At 61.3% G+C, this 25,318-nt stretch carries 24 protein-coding genes and 1 pseudogene; 10 read left to right on the top strand and 15 right to left on the bottom strand.

Annotation, left to right across the window (positions count from 1 at the left end; translation table 11 throughout):
• Positions 1 to 703 precede the first annotated feature (703 nt).
• On the top strand, positions 704 to 1,078 hold the full coding sequence (locus tag F475_RS29475) for a DUF6124 family protein (RefSeq protein WP_019651888.1): 375 nt from the start codon (positions 704 to 706) through the stop codon (positions 1,076 to 1,078).
• A 57-nt stretch (positions 1,079 to 1,135) separates the two neighbouring features.
• Here F475_RS29475 and F475_RS29480 read toward each other — a convergent pair whose 3' ends face one another.
• The 5 genes from F475_RS29480 to cpaB form a co-directional block, all read right to left on the bottom strand.
• Positions 1,136 to 2,026, bottom strand: a complete 891-nt coding sequence (locus F475_RS29480; protein WP_064616076.1) for a type II secretion system F family protein — start codon at positions 2,024 to 2,026, stop codon at positions 1,136 to 1,138.
• Positions 2,023 to 2,907, bottom strand: coding sequence for a type II secretion system F family protein (locus F475_RS29485; RefSeq protein ID WP_111455396.1), 885 nt, complete (start codon positions 2,905 to 2,907; stop codon positions 2,023 to 2,025). The genes F475_RS29480 and F475_RS29485 overlap by 4 nt, the downstream gene beginning before the upstream one ends.
• 10 nt (positions 2,908 to 2,917) lie before the next feature.
• Positions 2,918 to 4,198 carry a CpaF family protein gene (locus tag F475_RS29490; protein ID WP_111455397.1) on the bottom strand — a complete coding sequence of 427 codons (1,281 nt, stop codon included), beginning with the start codon at positions 4,196 to 4,198 and terminating at the stop codon, positions 2,918 to 2,920.
• On the bottom strand, positions 4,195 to 5,400 hold the full coding sequence (locus F475_RS29495; protein ID WP_018928398.1) for a protein TadZ: 1,206 nt from the start codon (positions 5,398 to 5,400) through the stop codon (positions 4,195 to 4,197). Before F475_RS29495 ends, F475_RS29490 begins: the two co-directional genes overlap by 4 nt.
• 86 nt (positions 5,401 to 5,486) lie before the next feature.
• Complete coding sequence (gene cpaB / locus F475_RS29500) at positions 5,487 to 6,419, bottom strand: Flp pilus assembly protein CpaB (RefSeq protein WP_111455398.1); 933 nt, start codon at positions 6,417 to 6,419, stop codon at positions 5,487 to 5,489.
• Positions 6,420 to 6,746: 327 nt separating this feature from the next.
• On the opposite strand from cpaB, the gene F475_RS29505 reads away from it, so the two are divergent.
• Together F475_RS29505 and F475_RS29510 are read left to right on the top strand one after the other, a co-directional pair.
• Entirely contained in the window at positions 6,747 to 6,944 is a 198-nt protein-coding gene (locus F475_RS29505; protein ID WP_111455399.1) for a Flp family type IVb pilin, read from the top strand.
• An 85-nt stretch (positions 6,945 to 7,029) separates the two neighbouring features.
• On the top strand, positions 7,030 to 7,440 hold the full coding sequence (locus F475_RS29510; protein ID WP_111455400.1) for a response regulator: 411 nt from the start codon (positions 7,030 to 7,032) through the stop codon (positions 7,438 to 7,440).
• 41 nt (positions 7,441 to 7,481) lie between these two features.
• On the opposite strand, the gene F475_RS29515 is transcribed toward F475_RS29510, so the two are convergent.
• Both F475_RS29515 and F475_RS29520 read right to left on the bottom strand, forming a co-directional pair.
• Entirely contained in the window at positions 7,482 to 8,336 is an 855-nt protein-coding gene (locus tag F475_RS29515) for a MaoC/PaaZ C-terminal domain-containing protein (RefSeq protein WP_111455401.1), read from the bottom strand.
• Positions 8,337 to 8,338: 2 nt separating this feature from the next.
• Complete coding sequence (locus tag F475_RS29520) at positions 8,339 to 9,691, bottom strand: 3-oxoacyl-ACP reductase (protein WP_111455402.1); 1,353 nt, start codon at positions 9,689 to 9,691, stop codon at positions 8,339 to 8,341.
• 192 nt (positions 9,692 to 9,883) lie between these two features.
• Between F475_RS29520 and F475_RS29525 the strand changes: the two genes are divergently transcribed.
• Positions 9,884 to 11,161, top strand: a complete 1,278-nt coding sequence (locus F475_RS29525) for an acetyl-CoA C-acetyltransferase (protein WP_111455403.1) — start codon at positions 9,884 to 9,886, stop codon at positions 11,159 to 11,161.
• Here F475_RS29525 and F475_RS29530 read toward each other — a convergent pair whose 3' ends face one another.
• Positions 11,162 to 12,190 carry a bile acid:sodium symporter family protein gene (locus tag F475_RS29530; protein WP_111455404.1) on the bottom strand — a complete coding sequence of 343 codons (1,029 nt, stop codon included), beginning with the start codon at positions 12,188 to 12,190 and terminating at the stop codon, positions 11,162 to 11,164.
• A gap of 84 nt (positions 12,191 to 12,274) precedes the next feature.
• On the opposite strand from F475_RS29530, the gene F475_RS29535 reads away from it, so the two are divergent.
• Positions 12,275 to 13,066, top strand: coding sequence for a helix-turn-helix transcriptional regulator (locus F475_RS29535; RefSeq protein WP_018928390.1), 792 nt, complete (start codon positions 12,275 to 12,277; stop codon positions 13,064 to 13,066).
• A 164-nt stretch (positions 13,067 to 13,230) separates the two neighbouring features.
• On the opposite strand, the gene F475_RS31210 is transcribed toward F475_RS29535, so the two are convergent.
• Both F475_RS31210 and F475_RS31215 read right to left on the bottom strand, forming a co-directional pair.
• Positions 13,231 to 13,998 carry a methyl-accepting chemotaxis protein gene (locus F475_RS31210; RefSeq protein ID WP_370694472.1) on the bottom strand — a complete coding sequence of 256 codons (768 nt, stop codon included), beginning with the start codon at positions 13,996 to 13,998 and terminating at the stop codon, positions 13,231 to 13,233.
• 90 nt (positions 13,999 to 14,088) lie between these two features.
• Positions 14,089 to 15,177, bottom strand: a pseudogene (locus F475_RS31215) (cache domain-containing protein); the annotation flags it as partial.
• 444 nt (positions 15,178 to 15,621) lie between these two features.
• Between F475_RS31215 and F475_RS29545 the strand changes: the two are divergent.
• Entirely contained in the window at positions 15,622 to 16,515 is an 894-nt protein-coding gene (locus tag F475_RS29545; protein ID WP_018928388.1) for a PA4780 family RIO1-like protein kinase, read from the top strand.
• Between the two features lie 72 nt (positions 16,516 to 16,587).
• Positions 16,588 to 17,805: an MFS transporter gene (locus tag F475_RS29550; protein ID WP_096481218.1), complete on the top strand. Its 1,218-nt coding sequence runs from the start codon at positions 16,588 to 16,590 to the stop codon at positions 17,803 to 17,805.
• On the opposite strand, the gene cueR is transcribed toward F475_RS29550, so the two are convergent.
• The 3 genes from cueR to F475_RS29565 all read right to left on the bottom strand — a co-directional run bounded on the left by cueR (position 17,759) and on the right by F475_RS29565 (position 21,040).
• Positions 17,759 to 18,172, bottom strand: a complete 414-nt coding sequence (gene cueR / locus F475_RS29555) for a Cu(I)-responsive transcriptional regulator (RefSeq protein WP_007940146.1) — start codon at positions 18,170 to 18,172, stop codon at positions 17,759 to 17,761. The genes F475_RS29550 and cueR overlap by 47 nt on opposite strands.
• Positions 18,169 to 20,562 (bottom strand): heavy metal translocating P-type ATPase, encoded by a 2,394-nt coding sequence (locus tag F475_RS29560; protein ID WP_111455405.1) that lies wholly within the window; start codon positions 20,560 to 20,562, stop codon positions 18,169 to 18,171. Before F475_RS29560 ends, cueR begins: the two co-directional genes overlap by 4 nt.
• Positions 20,563 to 20,656: 94 nt before the next feature.
• Positions 20,657 to 21,040 (bottom strand): hypothetical protein, encoded by a 384-nt coding sequence (locus tag F475_RS29565; protein WP_018928385.1) that lies wholly within the window; start codon positions 21,038 to 21,040, stop codon positions 20,657 to 20,659.
• A gap of 174 nt (positions 21,041 to 21,214) precedes the next feature.
• Between F475_RS29565 and F475_RS29570 the strand changes: the two genes are divergently transcribed.
• Positions 21,215 to 21,412 carry a heavy-metal-associated domain-containing protein gene (locus tag F475_RS29570; protein WP_111455406.1) on the top strand — a complete coding sequence of 66 codons (198 nt, stop codon included), beginning with the start codon at positions 21,215 to 21,217 and terminating at the stop codon, positions 21,410 to 21,412.
• A gap of 109 nt (positions 21,413 to 21,521) precedes the next feature.
• Complete coding sequence (locus F475_RS29575) at positions 21,522 to 22,718, top strand: multidrug effflux MFS transporter (protein ID WP_019582302.1); 1,197 nt, start codon at positions 21,522 to 21,524, stop codon at positions 22,716 to 22,718.
• An 8-nt stretch (positions 22,719 to 22,726) separates the two neighbouring features.
• Here the strand turns inward: F475_RS29575 and F475_RS30540 are convergent, their stop codons facing one another.
• Both F475_RS30540 and F475_RS29580 read right to left on the bottom strand, forming a co-directional pair.
• A complete protein-coding gene (locus tag F475_RS30540) occupies positions 22,727 to 22,897 on the bottom strand; it encodes a hypothetical protein (RefSeq protein ID WP_018928382.1) in 171 nt (56 codons plus the stop codon).
• A gap of 163 nt (positions 22,898 to 23,060) precedes the next feature.
• Positions 23,061 to 24,074, bottom strand: a complete 1,014-nt coding sequence (locus F475_RS29580; RefSeq protein ID WP_086944025.1) for a zinc-binding alcohol dehydrogenase family protein — start codon at positions 24,072 to 24,074, stop codon at positions 23,061 to 23,063.
• Between the two features lie 119 nt (positions 24,075 to 24,193).
• Between F475_RS29580 and F475_RS29585 the strand changes: the two genes are divergently transcribed.
• Complete coding sequence (locus F475_RS29585; RefSeq protein ID WP_111455407.1) at positions 24,194 to 25,123, top strand: LysR family transcriptional regulator; 930 nt, start codon at positions 24,194 to 24,196, stop codon at positions 25,121 to 25,123.
• The last annotated feature ends 195 nt before the right edge of the window (positions 25,124 to 25,318 follow it).

The following is a 25,318-nucleotide window of genomic DNA, read 5'->3' on the forward strand; positions in this document are numbered from 1 at the left end:
CGTCCGGCCCCTCGCTAAGGCTCGGGGTTCCTTCGCTCCGGTATCCATCTGGGGGCATCGCCCTACGGTTGGCTTCGCTTCAACCTACATGCGATGTGTTCGACTGCGTCGAACGGCGCTGCGCGCCAATCCCCAGATGAACACCTCCACTCAGCCTCCCGAAGGGGCGGGTGAATCAAGATCAAAAGCGGCAGGCGAGCTAACGCTCGGCCTGTAGTTTGGCGGGTGTATGCCGCTCCCCTGTGAGCTGCCGAAGGCTGCGATCTTTTGATCCTGGCGGCCTGACAGCCGACCAATCTCTCCCAGACATACACCGACCCACTTGTAGGAGCGAGCGGTGCGGCGATCCGACTTGTCCGCGAAGACGGCCTTACAGGCAACGATGTTTATTGGTCGGTAAAAACGTCAGAACCTTCCCACATGTTTTTCAGGTTGCCCGTCGGAAGCGGCGTCTCTAGCCTTTGTCCGTCGCTGACAATTCAGCGACCGGGCGTCGCGGCTCGATTCTTGAGGCATAATCGCTCCACCGAACAACAACACTTTTTGGTGTCTGTCGTTTCGTGTCATGGCGACTGTGCGCGGGATACCTTCGGGTATGCCGAGCAAGCCTCAGGGGTCGGTCCGCGAACCCGCGTACAGCTGCCACCCCAAATTGCGTCGCGGCAATTTGGAAGTGGCTCCATTTCATCCCGGAGGTGTAATCATGTTCAAAGCCACACCAAATCCCCCTGAAACTGACGACGTTTCGCCCTACGAATCCCTCGATTCGAAAAAACTCAACGAAGCCGCCGAACGCGCGCTCGACCACTACCTCAAGCCACCACCCAAACAACCCGAAGGCCGCAAGCCAAGCAGGATGTTTCTGGTCGCCCCGGACATGGACAACGAAAGCCTGCTCGCCCATGTCTGCGAATCACTAGCCTCAGCCAGCGTTATGACCAGCGACATCGCCGCTTATGTCGACGCCCCGCAGCGGCATACGCTCCTGGCGATTCAGCAGGTCATCATGCTGGCCGAGCTGGCGGTGAATCGGGTGCTGGATAACGTCGACGTACCAAAAGCCGCGCCACACAGCTGACCCCTTGCAGGAGCGGGCCCCTCACCACAGGCTCGCTCCTGCAGGATCAGCGGTCTTTCAAGAACCAAACGCCCGCGCCAGCGCGGTGAAGCTCGGTCCGGCCAGCACGATCAGCAACGCCGGGAAGAGAAACAACATCATCACCACGGACATTTTTGCGGACATTTTGGAGATGTATTCCTGCAAGCGTGTCAGGCGTCGGTCATCGAGCAGCAGCTTGAGCGCCAGCAGTGATTTCATCGCGCCGCCGCCTTGGTGAATCAGTTGTTGAAGGATCACGCAGGTGTCGGTGAATTCGTCCACCGCGAGCAATTGGGTGGCCTTGTTCAGTTCTTCGCCCAGTTCCAGACCGGAATCGACCCGCGCCAGTATCAGGCGCAATTCGTGGGTCAGGGTCGGTAGCAGTTGTTTGCCTTCAACGCTCAACACTCGCAGTGACTGTTCCACCGCCATGCCGGATTCGAACAGGATGCGCAGCAGTGGAATGAAGGTTGATACCTCGATCGCCAGTTGTTTTTGCCGCTGCTGCGCGGCGGCGGCCAGCAAGCGTTTGGGCAGCAGGTAACCGAGGGCTGTGGCGAGGGTTGGAGTGATCCAGTGGTTGTTCACCTGCGGGAAGAACAGGCCCTGGATCAACAGGCACAGGGCCAACGCCAGCACCGGTGTGCCGATCTGGCAGGCGGCGAACAGCGAGCGTTGTCGGGCGCTGCGCCAGCCGAGGCGGTTGAGCAGGGTCTGGGTTTCGTTGTCCAGTTGGATCGAACGCTGACCGATGCGGCTGTCGCCCAGCAGTTGTAGCCAGTGACTGACGCGATGGTCGCTCAGCGGTTTGCCGTCCAGCCGTTGGGCTACCTGGCGCGCACGCCGGTGCTGGTCCAGCAGGCCACTGAGCAGCAACAGCGTGGCCGCCAGAAACAGCAGTGCGCTCAGCAGCAGGGCGATTTTCATACGCTTCGCAACATGCGCCACAGCGCCAGGCAGCCCACGACCTGCAAGCCGAACGCGGTCGCCAGCATCATTTGCCCCGAGCCGCTGTTCCACATGGCCAACAGGTATTTCGGATTGGACACCAAAAAGTAACCGGCAAGCCCCACAGGCATCAGCCCCAGCACCACGGCCGTGACGCGGGTTTCGCCGGTCATGGCGCGCAGTTGGCGCGCAGCCTGGTCTCGTTCGCGGATCATTTTGATCAGGTTTTCAAACAGTTCACTGGCATTGCCGCCGTAGCGGTGATTGACCTTCAGGCCCAGGGCGAACAGGCGAAACTCGTCTTTCTCATACAGCTCGGCGAGGTCCGAGATGGCGTCCGGCAGGCTGACGCCCAAGTGCACGTTGCGTTGAACCCGAGCCATGGCGTCTTTCAGTGGCGCTTCGGCGGCGTTGATGGCGGCCAGCACTGCATCGGCCAGGGTGCGTCCGGACTTCAGGCTGCGCACGGTGTGGTCGAGCAGCGTCGGCAGTTGTTCGATCATGCGCTTGAGTCGGCGCTGATATCGCCAGCTGATGTACAGCCGCAGAGCCAGGGGCGGCACCAGTAGCAACATCAACAAACCGATCCAGCCCGCGAGGGCAAACCCCAGCAGGGCGCCCAAGGCCCAGAGCAGCAGCCACGACCCGATGCGCTCGGTGGGGCGCCCGAGGCCGGCGCGTAGAAAGGTCCGTTCCAGGCCAGACCAGGATGATTTCGCCACGGTCAGTTGCGGTTGCCCTTGGGTCAGGCGGCCGAGGGTTCGGTCGATGCCGGCCTGGCGCAGACTGTTGTAGAACAAACGGATCGACACCCCCAACAGCGTCAGGCAAAGCAGGATGAGCAGCGCCGGTTTGAGCATGCCGTGACCCTCAATACGCCAAGGGAGAGAGCGCCGACTCGCGACGCAGTTTGTCGCCGGCGGGGTTGGCCGCCTCGCGCAGAAAACCGCGGCCGGTGTGTCGGTCGAAGCGGAACAGGGTGTTGGTCACGTAGACGTCGTCACGAATACCGACGACCTCCACCACTTCGCTGACGCAGCGGCGGCCATCGGGCAGGCGCGTCAGTTGGATCACTACGTCCAGCGCCGCACAAATCATTTGCCGCAGGGTACGTTCGGCAATGAGCCGCCCGGTCAGGCCCACCAGCGTCTCCAGGCGCAACAGCGCATCCTGGGCGTTGTTGGCGTGCACGGTGCTCATGGAGCCGTCGTGCCCGGTGTTCATGGCGGTGAGCACGTCGACCACTTCGACGCCGCGAATCTCGCCGAGGATGATCCGGTCCGGGCGCATCCGCAGCGCGTTGCGAATCAGGTCGCTGGCCTTCACTTCGCCGTGGCCTTCGGCATTCGGCGGCCGGGTTTCCAGGCGCACCACGTGAGGATGGCCGAGTTGCAGTTCGGCGACGTCTTCGATGGTGACCAGCCGTTCGTGAGGGGCGATCAATTGGCTGAGAATGTTCAGCAGTGTGGTCTTGCCGGTGCCGGTACCGCCGCTGACCAGGATGTTGCAACGCTTGCCCACAGCCTCCTGAATGAACTCGAAGATCGCCTGGTCGATGGTTTGCATCGCCATCAGGTCGGTGCTTTTGAGCATGTCCTTGCGGAACTTCCGAATCGACAGGCATGGGCCGTCGAGGGCAATCGGTGGAATGATCGCGTTGACCCGGCTGCCATCGGGCAGGCGCGCATCGACCATCGGCGAAGACTCATCGAGCCGTCGGCCCAGGGGCGCGAGAATCCGTTGCATGACCCGCTCGACGTGGTGGTCGTCGATGAACCGCAGGTCACTGAGGTGCAACACTCCCTCACGTTCGACGAACACCCGGTGCGGGCCGTTGACCAATATTTCGGTCACCGCCGAGTCGCGCAGCAGCACTTCCAGCGGACCGAAACCGGTGAGTTCGTCGACGATTTCTTCCGCCAGCCGTTCCATCTCGTAGCGGGAAATCGCCAGGTGCAGACGGGCGATGTATTCGGCGACTTTGTCGGTGACGAACTGCGACAGTATGGGCCGCGACCCTTCCAGCAGGTTTTTCCCGGACTCTTCGATGGCGTCGATGATGTAGCGGTGCAGCACCAGTTTCAGGCCTTCGTGGTCGGTATTGCCGGTCGGCCCGTGCGAAGGCGCGCCGAAGAGTTTTTCCCCGCTCATTGCACGCCCCTCAACCGGTTGAACCAGCCGGCCTTGGGCTTATCCGGGCTTTCGGAGCGTTTGGCCAGCTGCTCGCCGAGGGCGCGCAGGCTTTGGGTCAGGCCCTCGCGCGGGGCCAGCTCGAACAGGCTCAGCCCTTGATTCTTGGCGTTGAGTCGCACTTCCGGGCTGTAGGCAAACACCGCGATCACCTCCATGCCGAAAGTTTTGCCCAAGGTGTCGGAGTCCGGCGGGACGCTGCGCAGATAGCGGTCCACCAGCAACCTGGCGTGGTCGAGCTTCAGGCCTTTTTCGCGCCAGCGGCTGAGCACCTCAAGGTTGCGTCGGCAGTCGAGCACGTTTTGATCGGTGTACCACAGCAACTTGTCGCAATGGCTGACGAAGGTGCGCAATGCTTCACTGTCCGACTGGCCGGTGAGGTTCACCACGATGTGCTGGAAATGTTGGCGCAAGGCACTGAGCAGCATGTACAGCTCGGCGGCGCTGGTCTGTTCGAGCGGTTCATCGTTGCTGGCGTAGGCGAGGATTCGCAGCCCGGCGTCGCAGGTAGTGAAGGCGCTGTCGATCAGCGTTGCGTCGAGGCGCCTGAGGTGGCGCAATGCATCGCCGAAATGAAACGAACTCTCCAACCCCAGCAAGGCCAGGCTGTCGCCACGGGGCAGCCCCAGATCCAGCAACAGCGTTTGCTGGCCGCTCTTTTGCACCACGTGCGCCAGGTGGTTGGCGAGCAACGCGCCGTCGCCATTGCCCTGCGCGCCGTAAAGTACGGTCAGGCCACCTTGCGGAATCTGTTGGGTGTTCGGCGCCACGGTCGGCAGGCGTTTACTCAGGCGTCGCACCAGGCCGGCGACTTCGCTGGACCGCGAGCCGTAAGAGACGAAATCCCGCGCACCGGCACGCATGGCGTTGAGCACCAGTTGGTTGTCCATGCCGTCGCCCAGGGCCACGATCGCCAGCATCGGTTTGGCTTCCAGGGCACCTTCGATCAACGCGCTCTGGGCCACCACATGCTCATGGTCCAGGCCCACGAACACCAGGCTGGCGAAGGTCACGTCCACCAGTGTCAGGAGCTCGTCGAGGTTGCCGCCACCGGCGCTGATCACTCGACCCAAAGGGGCGAGCGCCCCTTGCAGCCACTCGAAGTCGGTGTTGTTGCGTGTGATCGCGAGGAAGGTCTGGCTCAGGTTCTGGCTTTGGCTCATTGCGATAATCCGCCGTGTTTATCGACGTGGCCGTTTTCGAGGAAGTGCGGCGTGAAACATCTGCGCATGGAGAGTCCTCGCTCGATTCAGGGCGTTTGTTGGGTGACGGCATTGCCGCGAATGACTTCCACGCTCGGCTTGCGAGGTGCTGCGCCTCTGGGGGCGGGGGATTGTGGAGTGCCGGCCAGGGCCAGTTGACTGAACTGCACCAGCTCGCGGTTGGCGTTGGCCAGGCTCGCCGATGAGTCACCACGGCCGGCCCAGTATTGGCTCAGGCGTTGTTCCTCGGCGCTGCGCACAGCCAGACGCAAAACCCCGACGTGCGCCGCGAGCATCAGGCGGCTCAAGAGGGATTCAGGGACGGCGAGCAACACGGTGCGGGCGCTGGTGCGCAGTTGTTCCTGCTTGAGTTTCTCTTCATGGCTGAGTGCCGGGTTGGCAGGCTTGCCATCATTCGTCAGCCCCAACTGCTCGCCGACCCCGAGTACGCGCAACGCCGGGACCACGACCTGGGCCGACTGCTGGAGGTTGTTGGTGTCCATGCGCAGAAACAGCAGCACATCGACATAATCGCCGGGGCTCAATTGGCCGCCGACATTGATCACATCATCCGCCGCCACGGCGAGGGCGCGTTCATCGGCGCGGATCATCCGCGCCAGCGTACCGCCGGCTTCGAAACTCTGATCATTGAGCCAACTGCCGGCGGTGAGCGCGCGCCAGGGTGTACGGCCAATGGCTTGTTCGAGACGGGTCAGGCAGCCCACCGGGGCGGTACGCAGTTTTTCCAGGGTCACGTCGGCGGCGGTGATCTGCTCGAACGGTGCGATATCACGCAGCAGCACCACCACCGGTTGGCGGGTCGGGTCGTCCACCGAGACCTGTATCGAGGGCGTTGATGTGCCGATTTGCGCGACAGGCTCGGGGGCCGGTTGGCGACTCAGCGCCAGCCCCCAGTAACCGGCAATGATGGCGCCTGCCAGAAACAGCCCGGCCAGGCCCAGGGTGACGCGGCTGTTCATGAAGGCTCTCCCCCTTTCCTGCGGCGTAACGCCCCCAAGCCTTCTAACGAGATGACTTCGTAATCAGGCAGTTATGAACGTGGGACTGTTTCGCTATTTGACGGTAGCGCAGGTAAAGCAAAATGCCATTACGGGGCTGGAAATATCTGACAAAAAATAACGGCCAATGCTCAAGATGATGTTTTGTGACGTCGATGCACTGGTTACTGCTTAAGTATTAATGCGTTCTTACAGTTGTTGGTCATGGGTTTGCCGACAATGCTGATGCTGGCATATGGGAATCATGTTGCGGTCGTGCAACATCCGCTGTCATTCAGGAGACGCGTCATGTCCTTCTCTAAAACGGTTCAGAAGATCAAATCCCAAATCGCTTTTTACAAAGACCTTGCCAAAGACACCGAAGGCGCTTCGGGCATCGAGTACGCAATCATTGCAGGCATGGTGGCCGTGGTGCTGGCAACGTTTGTGGCACCCATCTCCACGGCGGTCACCGCAATGTTCAACACGATTTCAGCCGCGCTTTGATTTGAAGACTGGCAATGGGCAGTCATTTGCCAATCCTGCAAAGGGCTTCTAACGTCAAGGCTTAGTCCATTGCAGGTGTTGCCCCATGAACGCTCCAGCCCTCCCTCGGCAACAGCTTCTTCTGGTCGATGATGAGGAGGATGCGTTACTGGAACTGGCGGAGTTGCTGGAGGGCGAGGGTTTTACTTGTTTTACGGCAACGTCGGTCAAGCTCGCCCTGCATCATTTGACTCGTCATCCTGATATTGCGCTGGTGATTACTGATTTGCGGATGCCGGAGGAAAGCGGCATATCGTTGATCAAGCGTCTGCGTGAGCACACGGCTCGTCAGCATTTGCCGGTGATTGTGACGTCGGGGCATGCGGATATGGAGGATGTGAGTGACATGTTGCGGTTGCAGGTGCTGGATCTGTTTCGCAAGCCGATCTATCACGTGCGTTTGTTGGATACGTTGAATAATTTGTTTCCGCAGCCTCGGGGTTTGGTGAGTTCCTGAGCGTACTGTGGCGAGGGGGAAAGCCCCCTCACCACAATCCATCAGGCAACCGGCCGCCACTGCCCCACCATATGCTCGATCTCCCCGGCCCCCATCAACTGGAAATCCCCACTGGACCCCGCCGCGCTGGACATCAGCGTCACCTCGCTGGGCAAACGCACCGGTTTTCTGAACTGCACCGCAATTTCGACGTTGGCCGTCGGCAAATGATCGCTCAGGGCTGCCAGGGTGCGCGCCTTGTTCCACAGGCCATGGGCGATGGCGCTGGGAAAGCCGAAGAGTCGGGCGCTGATCGCGCTCAGGTGAATCGGGTTGTAGTCTCCAGACACTTTGGCGTACCGGCGACCAATGTCCGCCGGTGCTTTCCAGTGGGCCACTTCGGTCAGCGCCAACGTCGATGCAAACGCTTGCTCGACAGGCTCGCCTGCCAGTTTGACCCCGCGACAGAGCATCTGGCTTTCGGCTTCCCACAGCAGCCCCAATTGGTCGTCGAGCGTCGTCACTAACTCGAAGGTCGCGCCCTTGGCATGGGGTTGCAGGTTCTGCACCTTCACGCTGACCCGCACGCGGCTCACGCCACCCATGGGGCGCAAGATGCGGATGCGATTGCTCAAGTGAATCAGCCCCAGCAGTGGGAAGGGAAACGCCTTGGCGGTGAGCAGCTGCATCTGCAAGGCAAACGCCAGGATGTGTGGATACGTCGGTGGCAGCAGCCCGTTGTCGGCAAAACCACACACCTTGCGATAAGCCGCCAGGCGTTTCGGATCGACGTTGACCCAACAGTGATAACCCAGCTCAGGCAGTGCGGTGCCGGTGATTTTGCGTCGCGTTGCCGCTGTTAAATACAGCGTCTGCAAGCCCGGTTCGCTATTGAGTGTGTGCCAGTCGGTGGTCATGGTCAGGCTCCCAACACGCTTTGCCCGCACACGCGCAGTGCTTGCCCGGTAAACGCTCCGGTGCCCGGTTGTGCCATCCAGGCCACGGCTTCGGCGACGTCTTGCGGCAGGCCGCCCTGGCCCAACGAACTCAAGCGCCGCCCGGCTTCGCGTACGCCGAAGGGCAGGTGCGCGGTCATCTGGGTTTCGATAAACCCTGGCGCCACCGCGTTGATGCTGATGCCGCGCCCTGCCAGCAGTGGCGCCCAGGCCTGGGCCAGGCCAATCAGCCCGGCCTTGCTCGCGGCGTAATTGGTTTGCCCGCGATTGCCGGCGATGCCGCTGATGGACGCCAACAGGATCACTCGGCCGTCGTCGCGCAGGGTGCCGCTGTCGAGCAGCGCCTTGGTCAGCACTTGCGGTGCGTTGAGGTTGACCGCCAGCACCGCGTCCCAGAATTCCGGGGTCATGTTGGCCAGGGTTTTATCCCGGGTGATGCCCGCGTTGTGCACCACGATGTCGACGCCGTCCGGTAAGTGTTCGATCAGTTGCGTGGCGGCGTTTTCGGCGCAGATGTCCAGGGTGATGCTGCGTCCGCCGAGGCGAGCGGCCAGGGCGTCGAGATCGGTTTTGGCCGGCGCCACGTCGAGCAGGATCACCTCGGCGCCGTCCCGGGCCAGGGTTTCGGCGATCGAGGCGCCGATGCCCCGGGCTGCCCCGGTTACCAGTGCCTTGCGCCCTGACAAGGGGCGTGTCCAGTCCATCACCTGCGTCGCACACGCCTTCAAACGTATGACTTGTCCGGAAATGAACGCACTTTTGGGCGAGAGGAAAAACCGCAACGGGCCTTCGAGTTGATCTTCGGCCCCTTCGCCGACATAGATCAGCTGCAAGGTGCCGCCGTTGCGCAGTTCCTTGGCCAGCGAACGGCTGAACCCTTCCAGCGCCCGTTGGGAGCTGGCGGCGAACGGGTCGCTCAAGGTCTCCGGCGCGCGACCAAGAATCACCAGGTGCGCATGGTGATCGAGGTTTTTCATCAGTGGCTGGAAGAACTCGCGCAGCTGTTTCAGCTGATCGACCTGCACCAGGTCACTGGCGTCGAACACCACGGCTTTGAGTTTCTGGCCGTGGCCGGGAATCCACGCGGTGGCCAGGGTCGGGTCGGTGCCGTAGCTGTAAATCGTGTCGGTCAAGCGGTTGGCGAGGGTGCTGACTTTTTCCGTCAGCGGGCCACCGCCAATCAACAGCGCCCCCTCGACAGGCCGCAATCGGCCTGCTTGCCAGCGTTCCAGCCGTACCGGCGACGGCAGACCCAGGGCACCGACCACACGATGGCCGATGGACGAATTGGCGAAGTCGATATAGCGGTCAGACATGAATCACGCTCCAGAAGCCGGGGTTAAAAGTGTGGACCAGGAATGGCAATTAGTCGTTCGATCCACGAGATAAGGCCTACGCTTGAACATTGCAGGTTGGTTTGAGCTTGGGTTTAGCAGGTCTTTCAGGAATTGCAGCCCGCTCCCACAGGGATGTGTGTTCACCATTGACTATCAGAAGGAGCTTTTTTCATGACTCAGCTGCGTCGCGTCGCGATTATCGGTGGTAACCGTATTCCTTTTGCCCGGTCCAACGGGCCGTACGCCACTGCCAGTAACCAGGCGATGTTCACCGCAGCGCTGGAAGGCCTGATCGAGCGCTATAACCTGCACGGTGTGCGCATGGGCGAAGTGGCCGCCGGGGCCTTGCTCAAGTATTTGCGCGACTACGGCCTGACCCGCGAATGTGTATTGGGCTCGCGTTTGTCGCCGACGACGCCGGCCTACGACATCCAGCAGGCCTGCGGTACGGGGCTGGAGGCAACATTGCTGGTGGCGAACAAAATCGCCTTGGGGCAAATCGAATGCGGCATTGCCGGCGGCGTCGACACGGCCTCGGACGTGCCGATCGGCGTCAACGAAGACTTGCGCAAGATTCTCTTGCAAGCCAACCGCGCCAAAAGCACCGCTGACAAACTGAAAACCTTCCTGCAATTGCGTCCCCGACACCTGATCCCGGACTTTCCAAGTATCGGCGAGCCGCGCACCGGCCGGTCGATGGGCGAACACTGTGAATTGATGGCCCAGACCTGGGGCATCCCGCGTGACGAGCAGGATCGGCTGACCCTCGAAAGCCATCAGAAACTGGCGGCGTCCTACGCCGAAGGCTGGCACAACGATCTGATGACGCCGTTCCTCGGCCTGACTCGGGACAACAACCTGCGCCCGGAGCTGACCCTGGAAAAACTCGCCTCACTGAAACCGGCCTTCGAGAAAAGTGCCAAGGGCACCCTGACCGCGGGCAACTCCACGCCACTCACCGATGGTGCGTCGGTGGTGCTGTTGGGCAGTGAGGAATGGGCGAAGGTGCGCGGTTTGCCGGTGCTTGCCTATTGGCGTGACGGCGAGGCGGCGGCGGTGGATTTCGTCAACGGTGCCGAAGGGCTGCTGATGGCGCCGGTGTATGCGGTGCCGCGATTGCTGGCGCGCAACGGCCTGACCTTGCAGGATTTCGATTACTACGAAATCCACGAAGCGTTTGCCGCGCAGGTGCTGTGTACGTTGAAGGCCTGGGAAGATCCGGAGTATTGCAAAACCCGCCTGGGCCTCGACGCGGCGCTGGGTTCCATCGACCGCAGTCGCCTCAACGTCAAAGGCAGTTCGCTGGCCGTCGGGCATCCGTTTGCCGCTACCGGTGCACGCATTGTCGCCAACCTGGCGAAGCTGCTGGACGCGGCGGGCAAGGGCCGAGGGTTGATCTCGATCTGCGCCGCCGGCGGTCAGGGCGTGACGGCGATTATCGAGCGCTGATTATTGAGGGCTGAGCACTGCGGCGTTTTGCTGCGCGGCCAGTTGCCGGTTGCGGTTGGCGTAACCCTCGGCCATCACCGAGCACACGATCAGTTGCAACGGGTGGTAGATCATGATTGGCAGCAGGATCAACCCAAGGCCGGGGTTGGCACCAAAGATCAACGCCGCCATCGGTGCTCCGGCCGCCAGGGATTTTTTGCTGGCGCAGAACACCGCGGCGATCTCGTCGGCGGGGCTGAACTTCAGCGCGTGGGCGGTGCGGGTGGTCATCCACAGGATGATCGCCAGCAGAATCGCGCTGCCAATCAACGCCGTGAGAATCACGCTGTTGCCCTGTTGCTGCCACATCCCCGAGACCATCGAGTTGCAGAACGCCGAGTACACCAGCAGCAGGATCACCAGCTTGTCGGCGATGTTGGTGTAGCGCTTGTGCCGAGCGAAAAACCTGCCCAGCCATGGCCGCAGCAATTGCCCGAGTACCAGCGGCAACAACAGCATCGCGCACAGGTCGAGCAGGGTTGAACCCAGGTCGATGCCGTCAGCGCCGCTGCCGACCACGAAACTCACCAGCAACGGTGTCAGGAAAATCCCCAAGACGCTGGACAGGCTCGCGTTGAGAATCGCCGCCGGTACGTTGCCGCCCGCGCTGCCGGTCAGGGCCACGGACGAAGAGATGGTCGAGGGCAGGGCGCAGAGGTAGAGGAAACCGAGCATCAGCAACGATGGAATGTGTGAGCCCAGCAGTGTGTCGCTCAGCAGCCAGATCAACGGAAACACCGCAAAGGTGAAGACTTGAACCATCACGTGCAGCTTCCAGTTCTTCAGCCCGTGGCGGATCTGCTCGCTGGAGAGGTTGATCCCGTGCAGGAAGAACACCAGGAACACGCCGATGTTGATTACATACTCAGCGTGCATCCCGCCGCCGGTAGCGCCGAAGGTCGGGAAGAAATACGCCAGCAGCGTGGCGATCAGCATGCCGCACAAGAACCAGTCGGTGACCACGCGTTTAAGGTGTTTGAAGGCATGCATAACCGGCACCGAATCCATTTGTAAGAATTGATGACTTAGCCTAACGTCGGCCCTATCAGCCGTCTTGCGACATAAGGCCAATCAATGCCGACTAACGGACAACTTACCCTCGAGCGGACCATCCCGGCGCTGACGGTGTTGCCGCGTCCGTTGTATGCGCGGGCGGAAAGCCTGAACGCCGGTTCGTGGACGCCGCCTCATCGTCATGATTGGGTGCAGTTTTCCTACGCCATCAGCGGCGTTCTCGGCGTGCATACCGCCGAGGGCAGTTTCTTTGCGCCGCCGCAGTGGGGCATCTGGATTCCGGCGGATCTCGAACATCAGGTCGTGACCTCGATGCGTGCCGAAATGCGCAGCCTGTATGTGCGCCGCGAGGACTGCCAATGGGCGGACGGGCGTTGCCGGGTGCTGGAAGTCACGCCTTTGGCCCGGGAGCTGATCAAGCGCTTTTGCCAGTTGCCGGTGGAGTATCCACAGGGCGACAGTCAGGAGGCGCGATTGGTGGGCGTGCTGCTCGATCAGTTGGCGAGTCTGCCGGAGGTGGGGTTTTCCTTGCCGCTGCCCCGGCATGAGCGACTGCTGGGTTTGTGCAACGAACTGATCGAAAGTCCCGAGTGCACGGTGACCTTGCAGGAATGGGCCGAGCGTTTGGGCATGTCGGAGAAAACCCTGATGCGGCTGTTTCAGCGCGAGACCGGGTTGAGCTTCCGCAGTTGGCGGCAGCGCATGCGGCTGCTGTCGTCGTTGAGTTTGCTGGAGGAGGGGGACAGCGTGACCAATGCCGCGCTGTCTTGCGGGTATGACTCGACGTCGGCGTTTATTGCGGCGTTCAAGGGGTTGTTCGGGTTTACCCCCGGGGAGTTGTTCAAGCAGTAATTGTGGCGAGGGAGCTTGCTCCCGCTGGAGCGCGAAGCGGTCCCAATTCAGCCAACGCGGTGCATTAGATATTCCGCGTTTGCCGGTTTACGACTGCTTCGCAGCCGAGCGGGAGCAAGCTCCCTCGCCACAGGTATCGGTTTCGACCAGTTGGATCAGTGACTTCAGGTCCTGAAGCGGCGAACCAACCCGTCCAGCTCATTCGACAACCCTGCCAGGCTCTGAGAATCCAGCCGCGCCGAGTTTGCCAATTCCGCCACCAACTGCGCATCGCCATGAATCTGGCTGATATGCCGATTGATGTCCTCGGCCACCTGATGCTGTTCCTCAGCCGCCGTGGCGATTTGAGTATTCATGTCGCGAATCACATCCACCGACTCACGGATCTGCCCGAAGCTGCTGCGCGCTTCACCGATGCGGGTCACCGATTGCTGAGACACCTCCAGGCTCGCGTGCATCTGTTGCGTCACCTGACTGGTGCGTTTGGCCAGGTTGCCCAGCAGGCCGTCGATTTCCGCCGTGGAATCGGCAGTTCGTTTGGCCAGGGCGCGAACTTCATCCGCCACCACCGCAAAGCCACGACCCTGTTCACCGGCCCGGGCTGCTTCGATGGCCGCGTTCAGGGCCAGCAGGTTGGTCTGTTCGGCGATGGAACGGATGGTCCCGAGGATCGACTGAATGTCGTTGCTGTCGCGCTCAAGCTGTTGCATCGATTGTGCCGACTGTTCGATTTCCTGGCTCAAGCGATCGACACTGCTCACCGCGGCATCGATCTGCTGCTGGCCTTCACGGGCCTGGCGCTGACCGCTGTCGGCCGACTCGGCGGCCTGGCTGCAAGAGCGCGCGACTTCGTTGGCGGTGGCGACCATTTCGTGGAACGCCGTGGACACCATGTCCACCGCTTCACGCTGACGCCCGGCGGCTTCGGCCATGTCGCTGGACACTTGGGTCGAACTCTTGGAGGTGGCGAGGATCTTGGTCGCGGCGCCGCCGATGCTCTGAATCAGGTTGCGGATCGCCGCCAGAAACTGGTTGAACCAGTTGGCCAGTTGCGCGGTTTCATCGCTGCCACGGATGTGCAGGTTCTTGGTCAGGTCGCCTTCGCCCTGGGCGATGCCTTCCAGACCGCTGGCCACGCTGCGGATCGGCCGTACGATCAAGCTGGCGAAACTGGCGCCGACGATGGCGAAGAACACCGCCAGTACCGCCGCGATGATCGCGATCAGCCAGGTCAGTTGAGTGGCCGAGCTCATCACGTCGGTCTGCTTGATCAGGCCGATAAAGGTCCAGCCCAGTTGCTCCGACGGCCAGACGTTGGCCATGTAGCGCTCGCCATTGAGCTCAACCTCTACCAGCCCTTTGCCGGCCTTGCCGAGTTGCGCGTAACCGTCGCCGAGGCTGCTCAGTGCTTTGAAGTTGTGTTCCGGCTGCTTGGGATCGACCAGTATGGTGCCGGTGTTTTCCACCAGCATCAGGTAGCCGGTTTCGCCGAGTTTGATCTGTTTGACGATTTCGGTGAGCTGCTTGAGCGTCACGTCGATGCTGACCACGCCGCCATTGCTGCCCAGTTTGTTATCGATGGTGCGCACGGTGCTGACGTAGGTCGCGTCATCCTGGGCCCAGTAATAGGCCTCGGTGCGAAGCGGCTTGCCCGGCTTGGCCTGGGCCGCCTTGTACCAAGGGCGCTGGCGCGGGTCGTAATTGCTCAGCTTCGCATCGTCCGGCCAGGACACGTAACCGCCCGCCGCCGTCCCGAGAATCGCATAGGCGTAGGCCGGGTGGCTGTTGCCAAGGTCCTGGAGGAGGGCGAAGACCTTCTTGTCCATTTCGCCTTGGGGAATGCTCTCGGCGTTGGCGCTCATGTAGGTTTTGAGGCTGTCGTCGGAGTTCTTGATCAGCGGTTGGGTGGCCAGGTAGTCAACGTTCTGGCTGATGCCATCAAAGAACAGTTGCATGGCATTGCTGACCTGACGAATCTCGCGGCCACTGCCGTCGACAAAATTGTCCTTGGCATCACTGCGCAAGTTCAGCACGACGAGGGTGGCGACCAGCACCACGGGCAAGCAGGCGATGATTGCAAACGCCCAGGTCAACTTCTGTTTGATGTTCATCCGCGCTCCAGTTTTTCTTGTAGGCCCACGCAGTACTGATGACTCGCGGATTATTGGCAGCCGAAAACGTTTGATACGCCCCGATCCTTGAGCGCGCCTTCTTGATTGTTGTTGAGGCGATTGTCAGACAATTCCTTTTCTCTCTAATGACTTCGGCTGAAGCGCGGGGAAATTGAGGTCTTTTGAGAAAAATCCTGCGAACGCCAGGGATCGAGGTTAGATTCTGTCGCAAATACCTTGGCACTCCGTCGTCAACAAGTGGTTCTCGCTCAGCTATGATCCGGGGCGGTCGATGAGTTTTGCCTGATTAATCCGGCACATTGTGTGCTTCTTGATGTTCATGGGAACGTTCATAGGTCGGCAACCCCTCCCCCGAATGAGAGGATTGCCGTATAACGAATGACTTTCGCGTGTTTGGTAATAAAGGACCCACAATAAAAGCTGATGAAGACTCCAAAACGCATTGAACCCCTGATCGAGGACGGTCTGGTCGACGAGGTGCTGCGCCCACTCATGAGTGGTAAAGAAGCAGCTGTTTATGTGGTGCGCTGCGGCAACGAGCTGCGTTGTGCCAAGGTCTACAAGGAGGCGAACAAACGCAGTTTTCGTCAGGCGGCCGAGTATCAGGAAGGTCGCAAGGTGCGCAACAGCCGGCAGGCTCGCGCAATGGCCAAGGGCTCCAAGTTTGGCCGCAAGGAAACCGAAGACGCCTGGCAGAACGCCGAAGTGGCGGCGCTGTTCCGCCTGGCCAGTGCCGGGGTGCGGGTGCCCAAGCCGTATGACTTCCTCGAAGGCGTGCTGCTGATGGAGCTGGTGGCCGACGAGTACGGCGATGCCGCGCCGCGTCTGAACGATGTGGTGCTGGAGCCGGATCAGGCACGCGAATATCACGCCTATCTGATTTCGCAAATCGTGCTGATGTTGTGTACCGGTCTGGTGCACGGTGACCTGTCCGAGTTCAACGTGCTGCTGACGCCGACCGGCCCGGTCATCATCGACCTCCCGCAAGCAGTGGATGCGGCGGGTAACAACCACGCGTTCAGCATGCTTGAGCGGGACGTGGGCAACATGGCGTCGTACTTCGGTCGTTTTGCACCGGAGTTGAAACGCACCAAGTACGCCAAGGAAATGTGGGCATTGTACGAAGCCGGTACCTTGCACCCGGCCAGCGTGTTGACCGGCGAGTTCGACGAGCCGGAAGAACTGGCGGACGTCGGCGGGATCATGCGCGAGATCGAGGCGGCCCGTCTCGATGAAGAGCGTCGCCAAGCGATTCGGGCGGCGGACGATGCGCCACCGAGCAAAGCCGAAGAACCGCCTCCGCCGTGGATGCAGTGATCGGTTGACCCAAAACCCGGCTTTGGCCGGGTTTTTTACACCAGCAATACCCCGCACACTCAAGGACTGAATGTGAACTCCATCCGCAATGCTCAGTTGATCATCGCCGCCCGGCTGATTTCGGACTTCGGCGCTTTCCTCAACATGGTCGCCCTGGCTACCTACGTCTACCTGCTCAGCAATAGCGCCATGAGCGTCGGCATCTTCCTCGCCAGCCGTGTCGCCGGGGGTATCCTGGCCAGCCTGATCGGTACCCGGTTCTATCGCCGCTGGGCCGGGCGCCTGCCGCTGATTGCCTTCGATCTGCTGCGTGCCGGTTTGCTGGGTCTGCTGCTGGTGCTGCCGGTCAGCCAACAAGCGTTGCTATTGCCGCTGATCGCGTTCGGCCTGGGGTTTGGTAATTCGATGTTCGCCATCGGCCTCAACAGCCAATTGCCGCACCTGATCGAAGAGGCGCAATTACTCAAGACCAACGCCTGGATAACCTCAGCGTCGTCTGCGGCGATGGTCAGCGGGAGTCTGGTGGCTGGGTTGTTGGTGGCGGGATTTGGCTTTGAAACAGTATTTGCATTGAACGTGGTCACGTACCTGCTGGCAGCGCTGCTGATTGTGCCACTGCGGTTTTGCGGACCGGCCCCCAGCTGTGATGAACCTCTTCACAAACAGGGCGAATGGCAGGCCTTGCGCCAGGGTTTGCGCACGGCGCCGGTACTGGCGGCGATGTTGGCCGTCGCCATGGCCGACACCTTGGGCAGCGCCGCGCACAACGTCGGTCTTCCAATCATTTCAAAACTGCTCACACCCGAGTCGGCCAGCACCACCCTGGGCCTGATGCTGGCGGTGTGGGCCTGCGGCAAGTTCATCGGTGCGCGAATCGCCAGTCGCCTGAAAGGCACGGACAACGCGCACCTTGAGCGGCGATTTTTCTTTGGCGTGTTGCTGATGTCCTGCGGTTTCATCCTGACGTTTCAGCAGCAGACCCTGTACGGTTTGCTGCTGTTTTCGTTGCCCGCCGGGATAGGCGACGGGTTCTCGGAGGTTGGCCTGATGTCGCGCCTGCAACGTGAACCGGACAGCCTGCGCCTGCCGATTTTCAGTTTTCTGACGCTGCTGCAAATGACCGGGTTCGGCGTCGGCATGTTGATCGCCGCGCCGTTCTATTCCTGGTGGACACCCGGCGCGGTGGTGTTGTTGTTCCACGGCATTCCCCTCACCCTGTTGCTGGTGGTGAAGGGGTTGGCGCTCAAGAATGAGCGGGTTCGACGCAGCAACCCGAGGCCAGCTCCTTGAGAATCGGGCAGTCCGGGCGGTGGTCGCCGTGGCAGTGTTCTACGAGGTCTTGCAGGGTGTCGCGCAACTGACCAAGTTCGCGGATTTTCTGGTTCAGCTCATCGATGTGCTGACGGGCCAAGGCCTTCACATCGGCACTGGCGCGCTGGCGATCCTGCCAGAGGGTCAGTAGTTTGCCGACTTCTTCCAGTGAAAAACCCAAGTCCCGAGAGCGCTTGATGAACGCCAGGGTGTGCAGGTCGTCGTCGCCATAGACCCGGTAGCCACTGTCGGTGCGATGGGCCGCCTTGAGCAGGCCGATGGATTCGTAATAGCGGATCATCTTCGCGCTCAGACCGCTCTGGCGGGCCGCTTGGCCAATGTTCATCGGTTGTCCTCCGGGTCTTTGGGCTTCCAGGTTTTCAACAGTAACGCATTGCTCACCACGCTGACGCTCGACAGCGCCATGGCCGCGCCGGCCAGCACCGGGTTGAGGAAGCCGAATGCCGCCAGTGGCAGGCCGATCAGGTTATAGACGAAGGCCCAGAACAGGTTCTGGCGAATTTTCGCGTAGGTCTTGCGGCTGATCTCCAGCGCCGCCGGCACCAGCCGTGGGTCACCGCGCATCAGAGTGATACCGGCAGCGTGCATGGCGACATCGGTGCCGCCGCCCATGGCAATGCCGATGTCAGCAGCAGCCAGGGCCGGGGCGTCGTTGATGCCGTCGCCGACCATCGCCACCACGCCGGTTTTTTTCAGGGCGGCGACGGTGGCGGCTTTGTCCGCCGGCAGTACTTCGGCGTGAACATCCTTGATGCCCAGCGCTTGGGCGACGACTTTGGCGCTGCCGCGGTTATCGCCGGTCAGCAGGTGGCTGCTGATATTGCGGGCGCTTAGGCGTTGCACCGCTTGCAGGGCGCCGGGCTTGAGCGTGTCACCGAAGGCGAACAGGCCCAGCACCCGAGGTTCGGGGCTTTGCTCGATCAACCAGGACAGCGTCCGGCCTTCGGTTTCCCAAGCGCTTGCGGAGTCAGCCAGTGGTCCGGCATTCAAGCCACTTTCTTCCAGCAAACGCCGATTGCCCAGGGCCAATCGCCGACCATCGAGGCTGCCGGCAATGCCGCGCCCGGTCAGCGATTGACTGTCGCTGACATCGGCCACGGTCAAGCCGCGTTCGGCGCAGGCATCCAGCACCGCCTTGGCCAGCGGGTGCTCACTGCCCCGTTGCAGGGCGCCGGCCATTTGCAGCAAGGCGGCTTCGTCACCCTCGATGGCACTCAAATGTGCGATGCGCGGCGTGCCCGAGGTCAGTGTGCCGGTCTTGTCGAACACCACGGCGCTGACTTCGTGGGCGCGCTCCAGGGCTTCGGCGTCCTTGATCAGAATTCCGTGGTGCGCCGCCACACCGGTGCCTGCCATGATTGCGGTCGGTGTGGCCAACCCAAGCGCACAAGGACAGGCGATCACCAACACCGCGACGGCGTTGATCAATGCAGTTTCCAGCGGCGCGCCATACAGCCACCAACCAACCAGGGTCGCCAGTGCAATCAGCAGCACCACAGGCACGAACACCCGGCTGACTTTATCCACCAGTTTCTGGATCGGCGCTTTCGCCGCCTGCGCGTCTTCGACCAGGCGGATGATCCGCGCCAGCACGGTTTCTGCGCCGAGCGCCATGGTCCGCACCAGCAGCCGACCTTCACCGTTGATCGCACCGCCGGTGACCTTGTCCCCCGGAGCTTTGGGCACCGGCAGGCTTTCGCCGCTAATCAATGCTTCATCGGCGTGGCTCTGGCCTTCCACCACTTCGCCATCCACCGGGAAGCGCTCGCCGGGTTTTACCAGAACCAGATCGTTGAGGCGCAAAGCGCTGATCGCAACCTCCTGCTCGCGGCCGTCGATCACTTGAATGGCTCGCTCCGGACGCAAGGCTTCGAGGGCGCGGATGGCGCTGGCGGTCTGGCGCTTGGCGCGGCTTTCCAGGTATTTGCCCAGCAACACCAAGGCAATCACCACCGCCGAGGCTTCGAAATACAGGTGTGGCATGCGACCGGCAGCGGTGGCCCACTCGTAAACGCTCAAGCCGTAGCCGGCGCTGGTGCCCAGAGCCACCAGCAAATCCATGTTGCCGGCACCGGCGCGCACGGCTTTCCACGCAGCGACATAGAAGCGGGCGCCGAATACGAATTGCACCGGCGTTGCCAGCGCGAACTGCACCCACGCCGGGAGCATCCAGTGCACACCGAAAGGTTGCAGCAGCATCGGCAGCACCAGCGGCAAGGCGAGGGCGATGGCCGCCAGCAAGGCCCAGCGTTCGCGCTGCAGGCGTTGTTGCTGATTATCGGTTTGCGGGTGTTCGACTTCCCAGACGCGGGCGGAATAACCGGCCTTGGTCACGGCGCCGATCAAGGTTTGCGGATCGACCTGGCCGAGCAGCTCAAGGTGCGCCCGTTCGTTGGCCAGGTTGACGCTGACACTTTTCACCCCCGGCACCTTGGTCAGCGCCCGTTCGACGCGGCCGACGCAAGATGCACAGGTCATGCCGTCGATACTCAATTCAAGGGTCTGCTGCGGCACGCTGTAACCAGCCCGCTGCACGGCGTCCATCAAGGCCGGCAGGCTGTCACTGGGCGCTTGCACCCGGGCCTGTTCGGTGGCCAGGTTGACGCTGACGGCCGTGGCGCCGATGACTTTGCTCAAGGCTCGCTCGACACGCCCGGCGCAACTGGCGCAGGTCATGCCGGCAATCGGCAGATCGAAAGTGGTGGATTCGGACATCGGTCACGCTCCCTGTAGAAATTGCCTACAGGATCAACCTTGCCATGCTGGCAAGGTCAAGTGCCATGTCTCAGATCAAAAGATCGCAGCCGACTCAGTATTCCAAAGCCGCAGGCTTGAGGTACATCCCTTCCTGCGTCATCGCAATCCGGAACTTCAACACATCCCCAGCCTTGAGTTTGATGTCCTGCGACCCCGGCGCGAGCATGCCCGGGTTGCAGCCCGGCGCCTGGCCCGGCAGCAGTTTGAGGCGCAGGGACACATTGCCCGGCGGCAGGTTGAACGAGGTGCTCTGTTCCTGGAACAGCCGCCCGGCCAACTGATCCTGGATGTACACGCCGATCTCGCAGGAAGTCGACACTTCCAGACGCTCGCGGGAAATGATCAGCACGCCGTAGTCCTCCCCGGCGGCTTGAACCGAAGGTGTCGCGGCAAAGAGGCTGAGGAAGCCAAACAGGCTGAGAGCTGACCAGCGCATGGCTGAATCTCCTGATGTCGAGTCATAGATGGACGCAGCTTGGCCGAGCGCGACGCCGATTGCCAGCCCGGCAGCTTGATTCAGAACTTGACCTTGCCATGGTGGCAAGCTCGAGACTGCGCGCAAGCCTTAATTAAGGGCTTCATGAAAGGACTTCATTAAAGGAGACGTCCCATGCAAGTGTTCAACGTTGAAGGCATGTCCTGCGGTCACTGCGTCAAGGCTATCACTGAGGCGCTGCAAGCCAAGGATCCGGCAGCCAGCGTACGCATCGATCTGGCGGCAAAAGAAGTCGGCGTAGAAAGTGCGCTGACAGCCGATCAGGTAATCGCCGCCATCACTGAAGAGGGTTACGGGGTAAAACAGGCCTGAGCTATTTTTAATAGTTAGCGACCTATCGGAATGTTCAAGGCGTCCACGCCCGGCTAGACTGTCAGCCTGCCGATCCATGGCTAACCTGTCTGCCCAACCTGGACGCCTGATGAACCTGCGCACAATCTTGATTCTCGGCGCCTTGAGCGCTTTCGGCCCGCTGGCGATCGATTTCTACCTGCCGGCCTTCCCGGCGATGGCGCTCGCTTTCGGCACCGACGAAAAACACGTTCAACTGACCCTGGCAGCCTATTTCCTAGGGCTGTCCATCGGCCAACTGGCGTACGGCCCGGTGGCGGATCGCTTTGGGCGACGGCTTCCCTTGCTGACCGGTGTCGGTTTATTCACCGTGGCCTCATTGGCCTGTGCTTACGCGCCGAGTCTTGAGTGGCTGATCGGTGCCCGCTTTGTCCAGGCGCTGGGTGGTTGCGCGGGCATGGTGATCGCCCGGGCAGTGGTCAGCGATAAATGCGATGCGGTGGGGTCGGCGAAGGTCTTTTCGCAGTTGATGCTGGTGATGGGCCTGGCGCCGATTCTTGCGCCGATGCTGGGCGGGTTGTTGGTCAACACGACGGGTTGGCAGTCGATCTTTCTTGTGCTGACCGGTTTCAGTGCGCTGGCCGGGTTGGCGGTGGCTCTCGGGCTACCGGAAAGTCTACCGGCCCATGTGCCGCGCCAACCGTTGTCGGGCGCACTACGCCAGTACGGTCGGTTGCTGGCGGACCCGATATTCCTCGGTCATGCCCTGACCGGTGGTGTCGCTATCGCCGGGATGTTTGCCTACATCGCGGGCTCGCCGTTCGTCTTCATCAAACTCTATGGTGTGCCGGCCGAGCATTTCGGCTGGCTGTTCGGGATCAACGCGGCGGGGTTCATCCTGGTGGCCCAGGTCAATGCCCGGTTGCTGGCGAGACGCGGTCCAGCCTTCTTGCTGGCGCGCACTGTCTGGCTCTACCTGGCGGGCGGCCTGGCCCTGTTGGCGGTCAGCTCGCTGCACCCTGCGCACTTGTGGCCGTTGCTGATTCCGCTTTTTGTCTGCATCGCCAGCCTGGGTTGTATCGTGCCCAACGCCTCGGCCTGCGCGATGAGCGGCCAGGGCGCACGGGCGGGCAGTGCCTCGGCGATGCTCGGTTGCCTGCAATTCAGCGTCGCCGCCGGGGCCGCGGCGCTGGTGGGTGTTTTGCACGATGGCAGTGCCATGCCGATGGCCATGGTCATCAGCCTGTGCGCAATTGTGGTGGTGAGCGTGGCGATGCTCACCCGGCGTTTGCAGAATGCCCGGGCGTTGGAACAAGCCCAGGCCTGAGGACGGACTCAGCCAGCAGTGCGCTGCTGACGGCCGGGAATCTGATGGGGCGCGAGCAAGCGCGCTTCAAGCGTTTTAGTGAAGGCCAGGGCTTCGGCTTCACTACGGAACGTCACAGCGTGTTGATCCAGGCGAACCTGCCAGCGGGATGTTGCCAATTCTTTTATCAGGATCTTCATTGCTGAGTTCCTCTTGTGAAAGACGTCTCGCAAAAGACATCACGTAAAAGATTGTTCGCAGAGTTTTCGATTGTAGACCTGAATACGATCGCAATTGTGACAACGATCAACTCTCTGACTGACGGCAAAAGATCGCTGGCGCAGCGATCTTTTGATCTTCGGGTCAGAACCCTTCAAGCACAATCTTGCCCTTGGACTTGCCGCTTTCCAGCCGTTCATGGGCGCGACGCAGGTTGGCGGCGTTGATGGTTCCGAAGTGCTCACCGACCGTGGTTTTCAGTGTGCCGGCATCGATCAGCCCGGCGACGCGGTTGAGCAGTTTGTGTTGCTCGATCATGTCGGCGGTTTCGAACAGCGAGCGGGTGTACATGAACTCCCAGTGCAGCGACAGGCTCTTGCGTTTGAGCTTGGTCACGTCCAGCGCCTTCGGATCATCGATCAGCGCCAGTTTGCCTTGCGGCGCCAATGCCTCCACCAATTGATCCAGGTGTTGGTCAGTCTGGGTCAGGCTGGCAACGTGGGTCACATGCTCGAACCCGGCACGTTTGAGTGCTTCACTCAGCGGCTGACTATGATCGATCACCTGATCGGCGCCCATGTCACGCACCCAACTCTGGGTTTGGGCACGGGACGCGGTGCCGATGACTTTCAACCCGGTGAGCTGGCTGGCCAATTGCGTGAGGATTGAACCAACGCCCCCGGCGGCACCGACGATCAGCAGGCTCTGACCCTCATCGGTTTTGCCTTCGCGTATTTGCAGGCGTTCGAACAACAGTTCCCACGCGGTGATGGCGGTCAGCGGCAGGGCGGCGGCTTCGGCGAAACCAAGGGTCTTGGGCATATGGCCGACGATGCGCTCATCCACCAAATGAAGCTCGCTGTTGCCGCCGGCACGGACGATGGAGCCGGCGTAGAACACTTTGTCGCCGGCCTTGAACAAGGTCACTTCGCTGCCAACAGCCTTGACCACACCCGCCACGTCCCAGCCCAGCACTTTGGCCGCGCCACCTTCAGGCTGCACGTTCTGACGAATCTTGGTGTCCACCGGGTTGACCGAAATGGCTTTGACCTCCACCAACAGGTCGCGCGGGCCGGCGACCGGTTCTGGCAGTTCGATATCTTGCAGGGATTTTTCGTCGCTGATCGGCAGGGAGGCGAAGTAGGCAATGGCTTTCATAGTGGGGTCCTGGGAGAGAGATGATTTCGATGGCACAGATGATTGGCTATTTCTCTGCAAGATAAAACCCGCTAAAAGAGCAGTCTCTTTCAACATTTTTTTGATAATCGGGGCTGAAGATGTTGCGTTTCGATGACTTGCAGTTGTTCGTTCGAGCGGCGGACCTGGGGAGTCTGTCGGCGGCGGCACGGGGGATGGATATGTCGGCGGCGGTGGCCAGCGCGGCGTTGAAGCGCATCGAACAACAACTTGGCGCACGCTTGCTCACCCGCTCTACCCGTAGCCTGCGCCTGACGGCCGAAGGCGAGGGCTTTCTGGAGTACGCCCGGGCCGCCTTGAGCAATCTCGATGAGGGCCGCCGTTTGCTGGCCAGTGGGCAGGATCAGGTCAGTGGGATTTTGCAGCTGTCGGCGCCTTCGGATTTCGGGCGCAACCTGCTGTTGCCATGGCTCGACGAGTTTCAGCGCGAGCATCCGAAACTCACTGTACGGTTGCTGCTGGGCGACCGCATCGCCGACCTGTTCCGCCAACCGGTGGACATCGCCTTGCGCTACGGCGAGCCGGAAGACTCGAGCCTGGTGGCGTTGCCCATCGCGCCGCAGAACCGTCGCGTGCTGTGTGCTGCGCCGAGTTATCTGGCCCGACATGGCGAACCACGGCAGCTGGAGCAATTGGCGCAGCACAATTGCCTGCTGTTTATGCTCGGTAGCCGGGTCCACGATCACTGGAGTTTTCACGACGGCAAACGCGAGGTGAGCCTGACCGTCAGCGGCGATCGCTTCAGTGACGATGCCGATGTGGTGCGGCTGTGGGCCGTGGCGGGAGCGGGGATTGCGTATAAGTCCTGGCTCGATGTCGCCGCCGATGTGCTCGCCGGCCGCTTGAAAGTGCTGATGCCTGAATTGCTCTGTGAGCGCGCACCGCTGAATTTACTGTGCGCCCATCGCGCGCAATTGAGTAAGCCGGTGAACCTTTTGCGGGAAATGCTTGCCAGCCGATGCGCTCGGATAAGCAGTCAATTTCCGACGATATCGGGTGTCGATCATTAGTCGCAGGCAAATAGCGAAATTTCTGTCAGGAACTATCACCACCAATGGATTCCCGAGGGCAGGAACCGGCGGTTAACCCGCTTATACTAGCGCCCGCCTCATGTACGCGCCGTCGATCTCGCAATGGCGAGTCCACGTTCGAGTCGGTCAGACCCTACGGTCATCACCGGACCTTCGCTGCACCCGCGAAGCAAT

This window comes from Pseudomonas sp. URMO17WK12:I6, from assembly GCF_003253625.1.
GTDB lineage: Bacteria > Pseudomonadota > Gammaproteobacteria > Pseudomonadales > Pseudomonadaceae > Aquipseudomonas.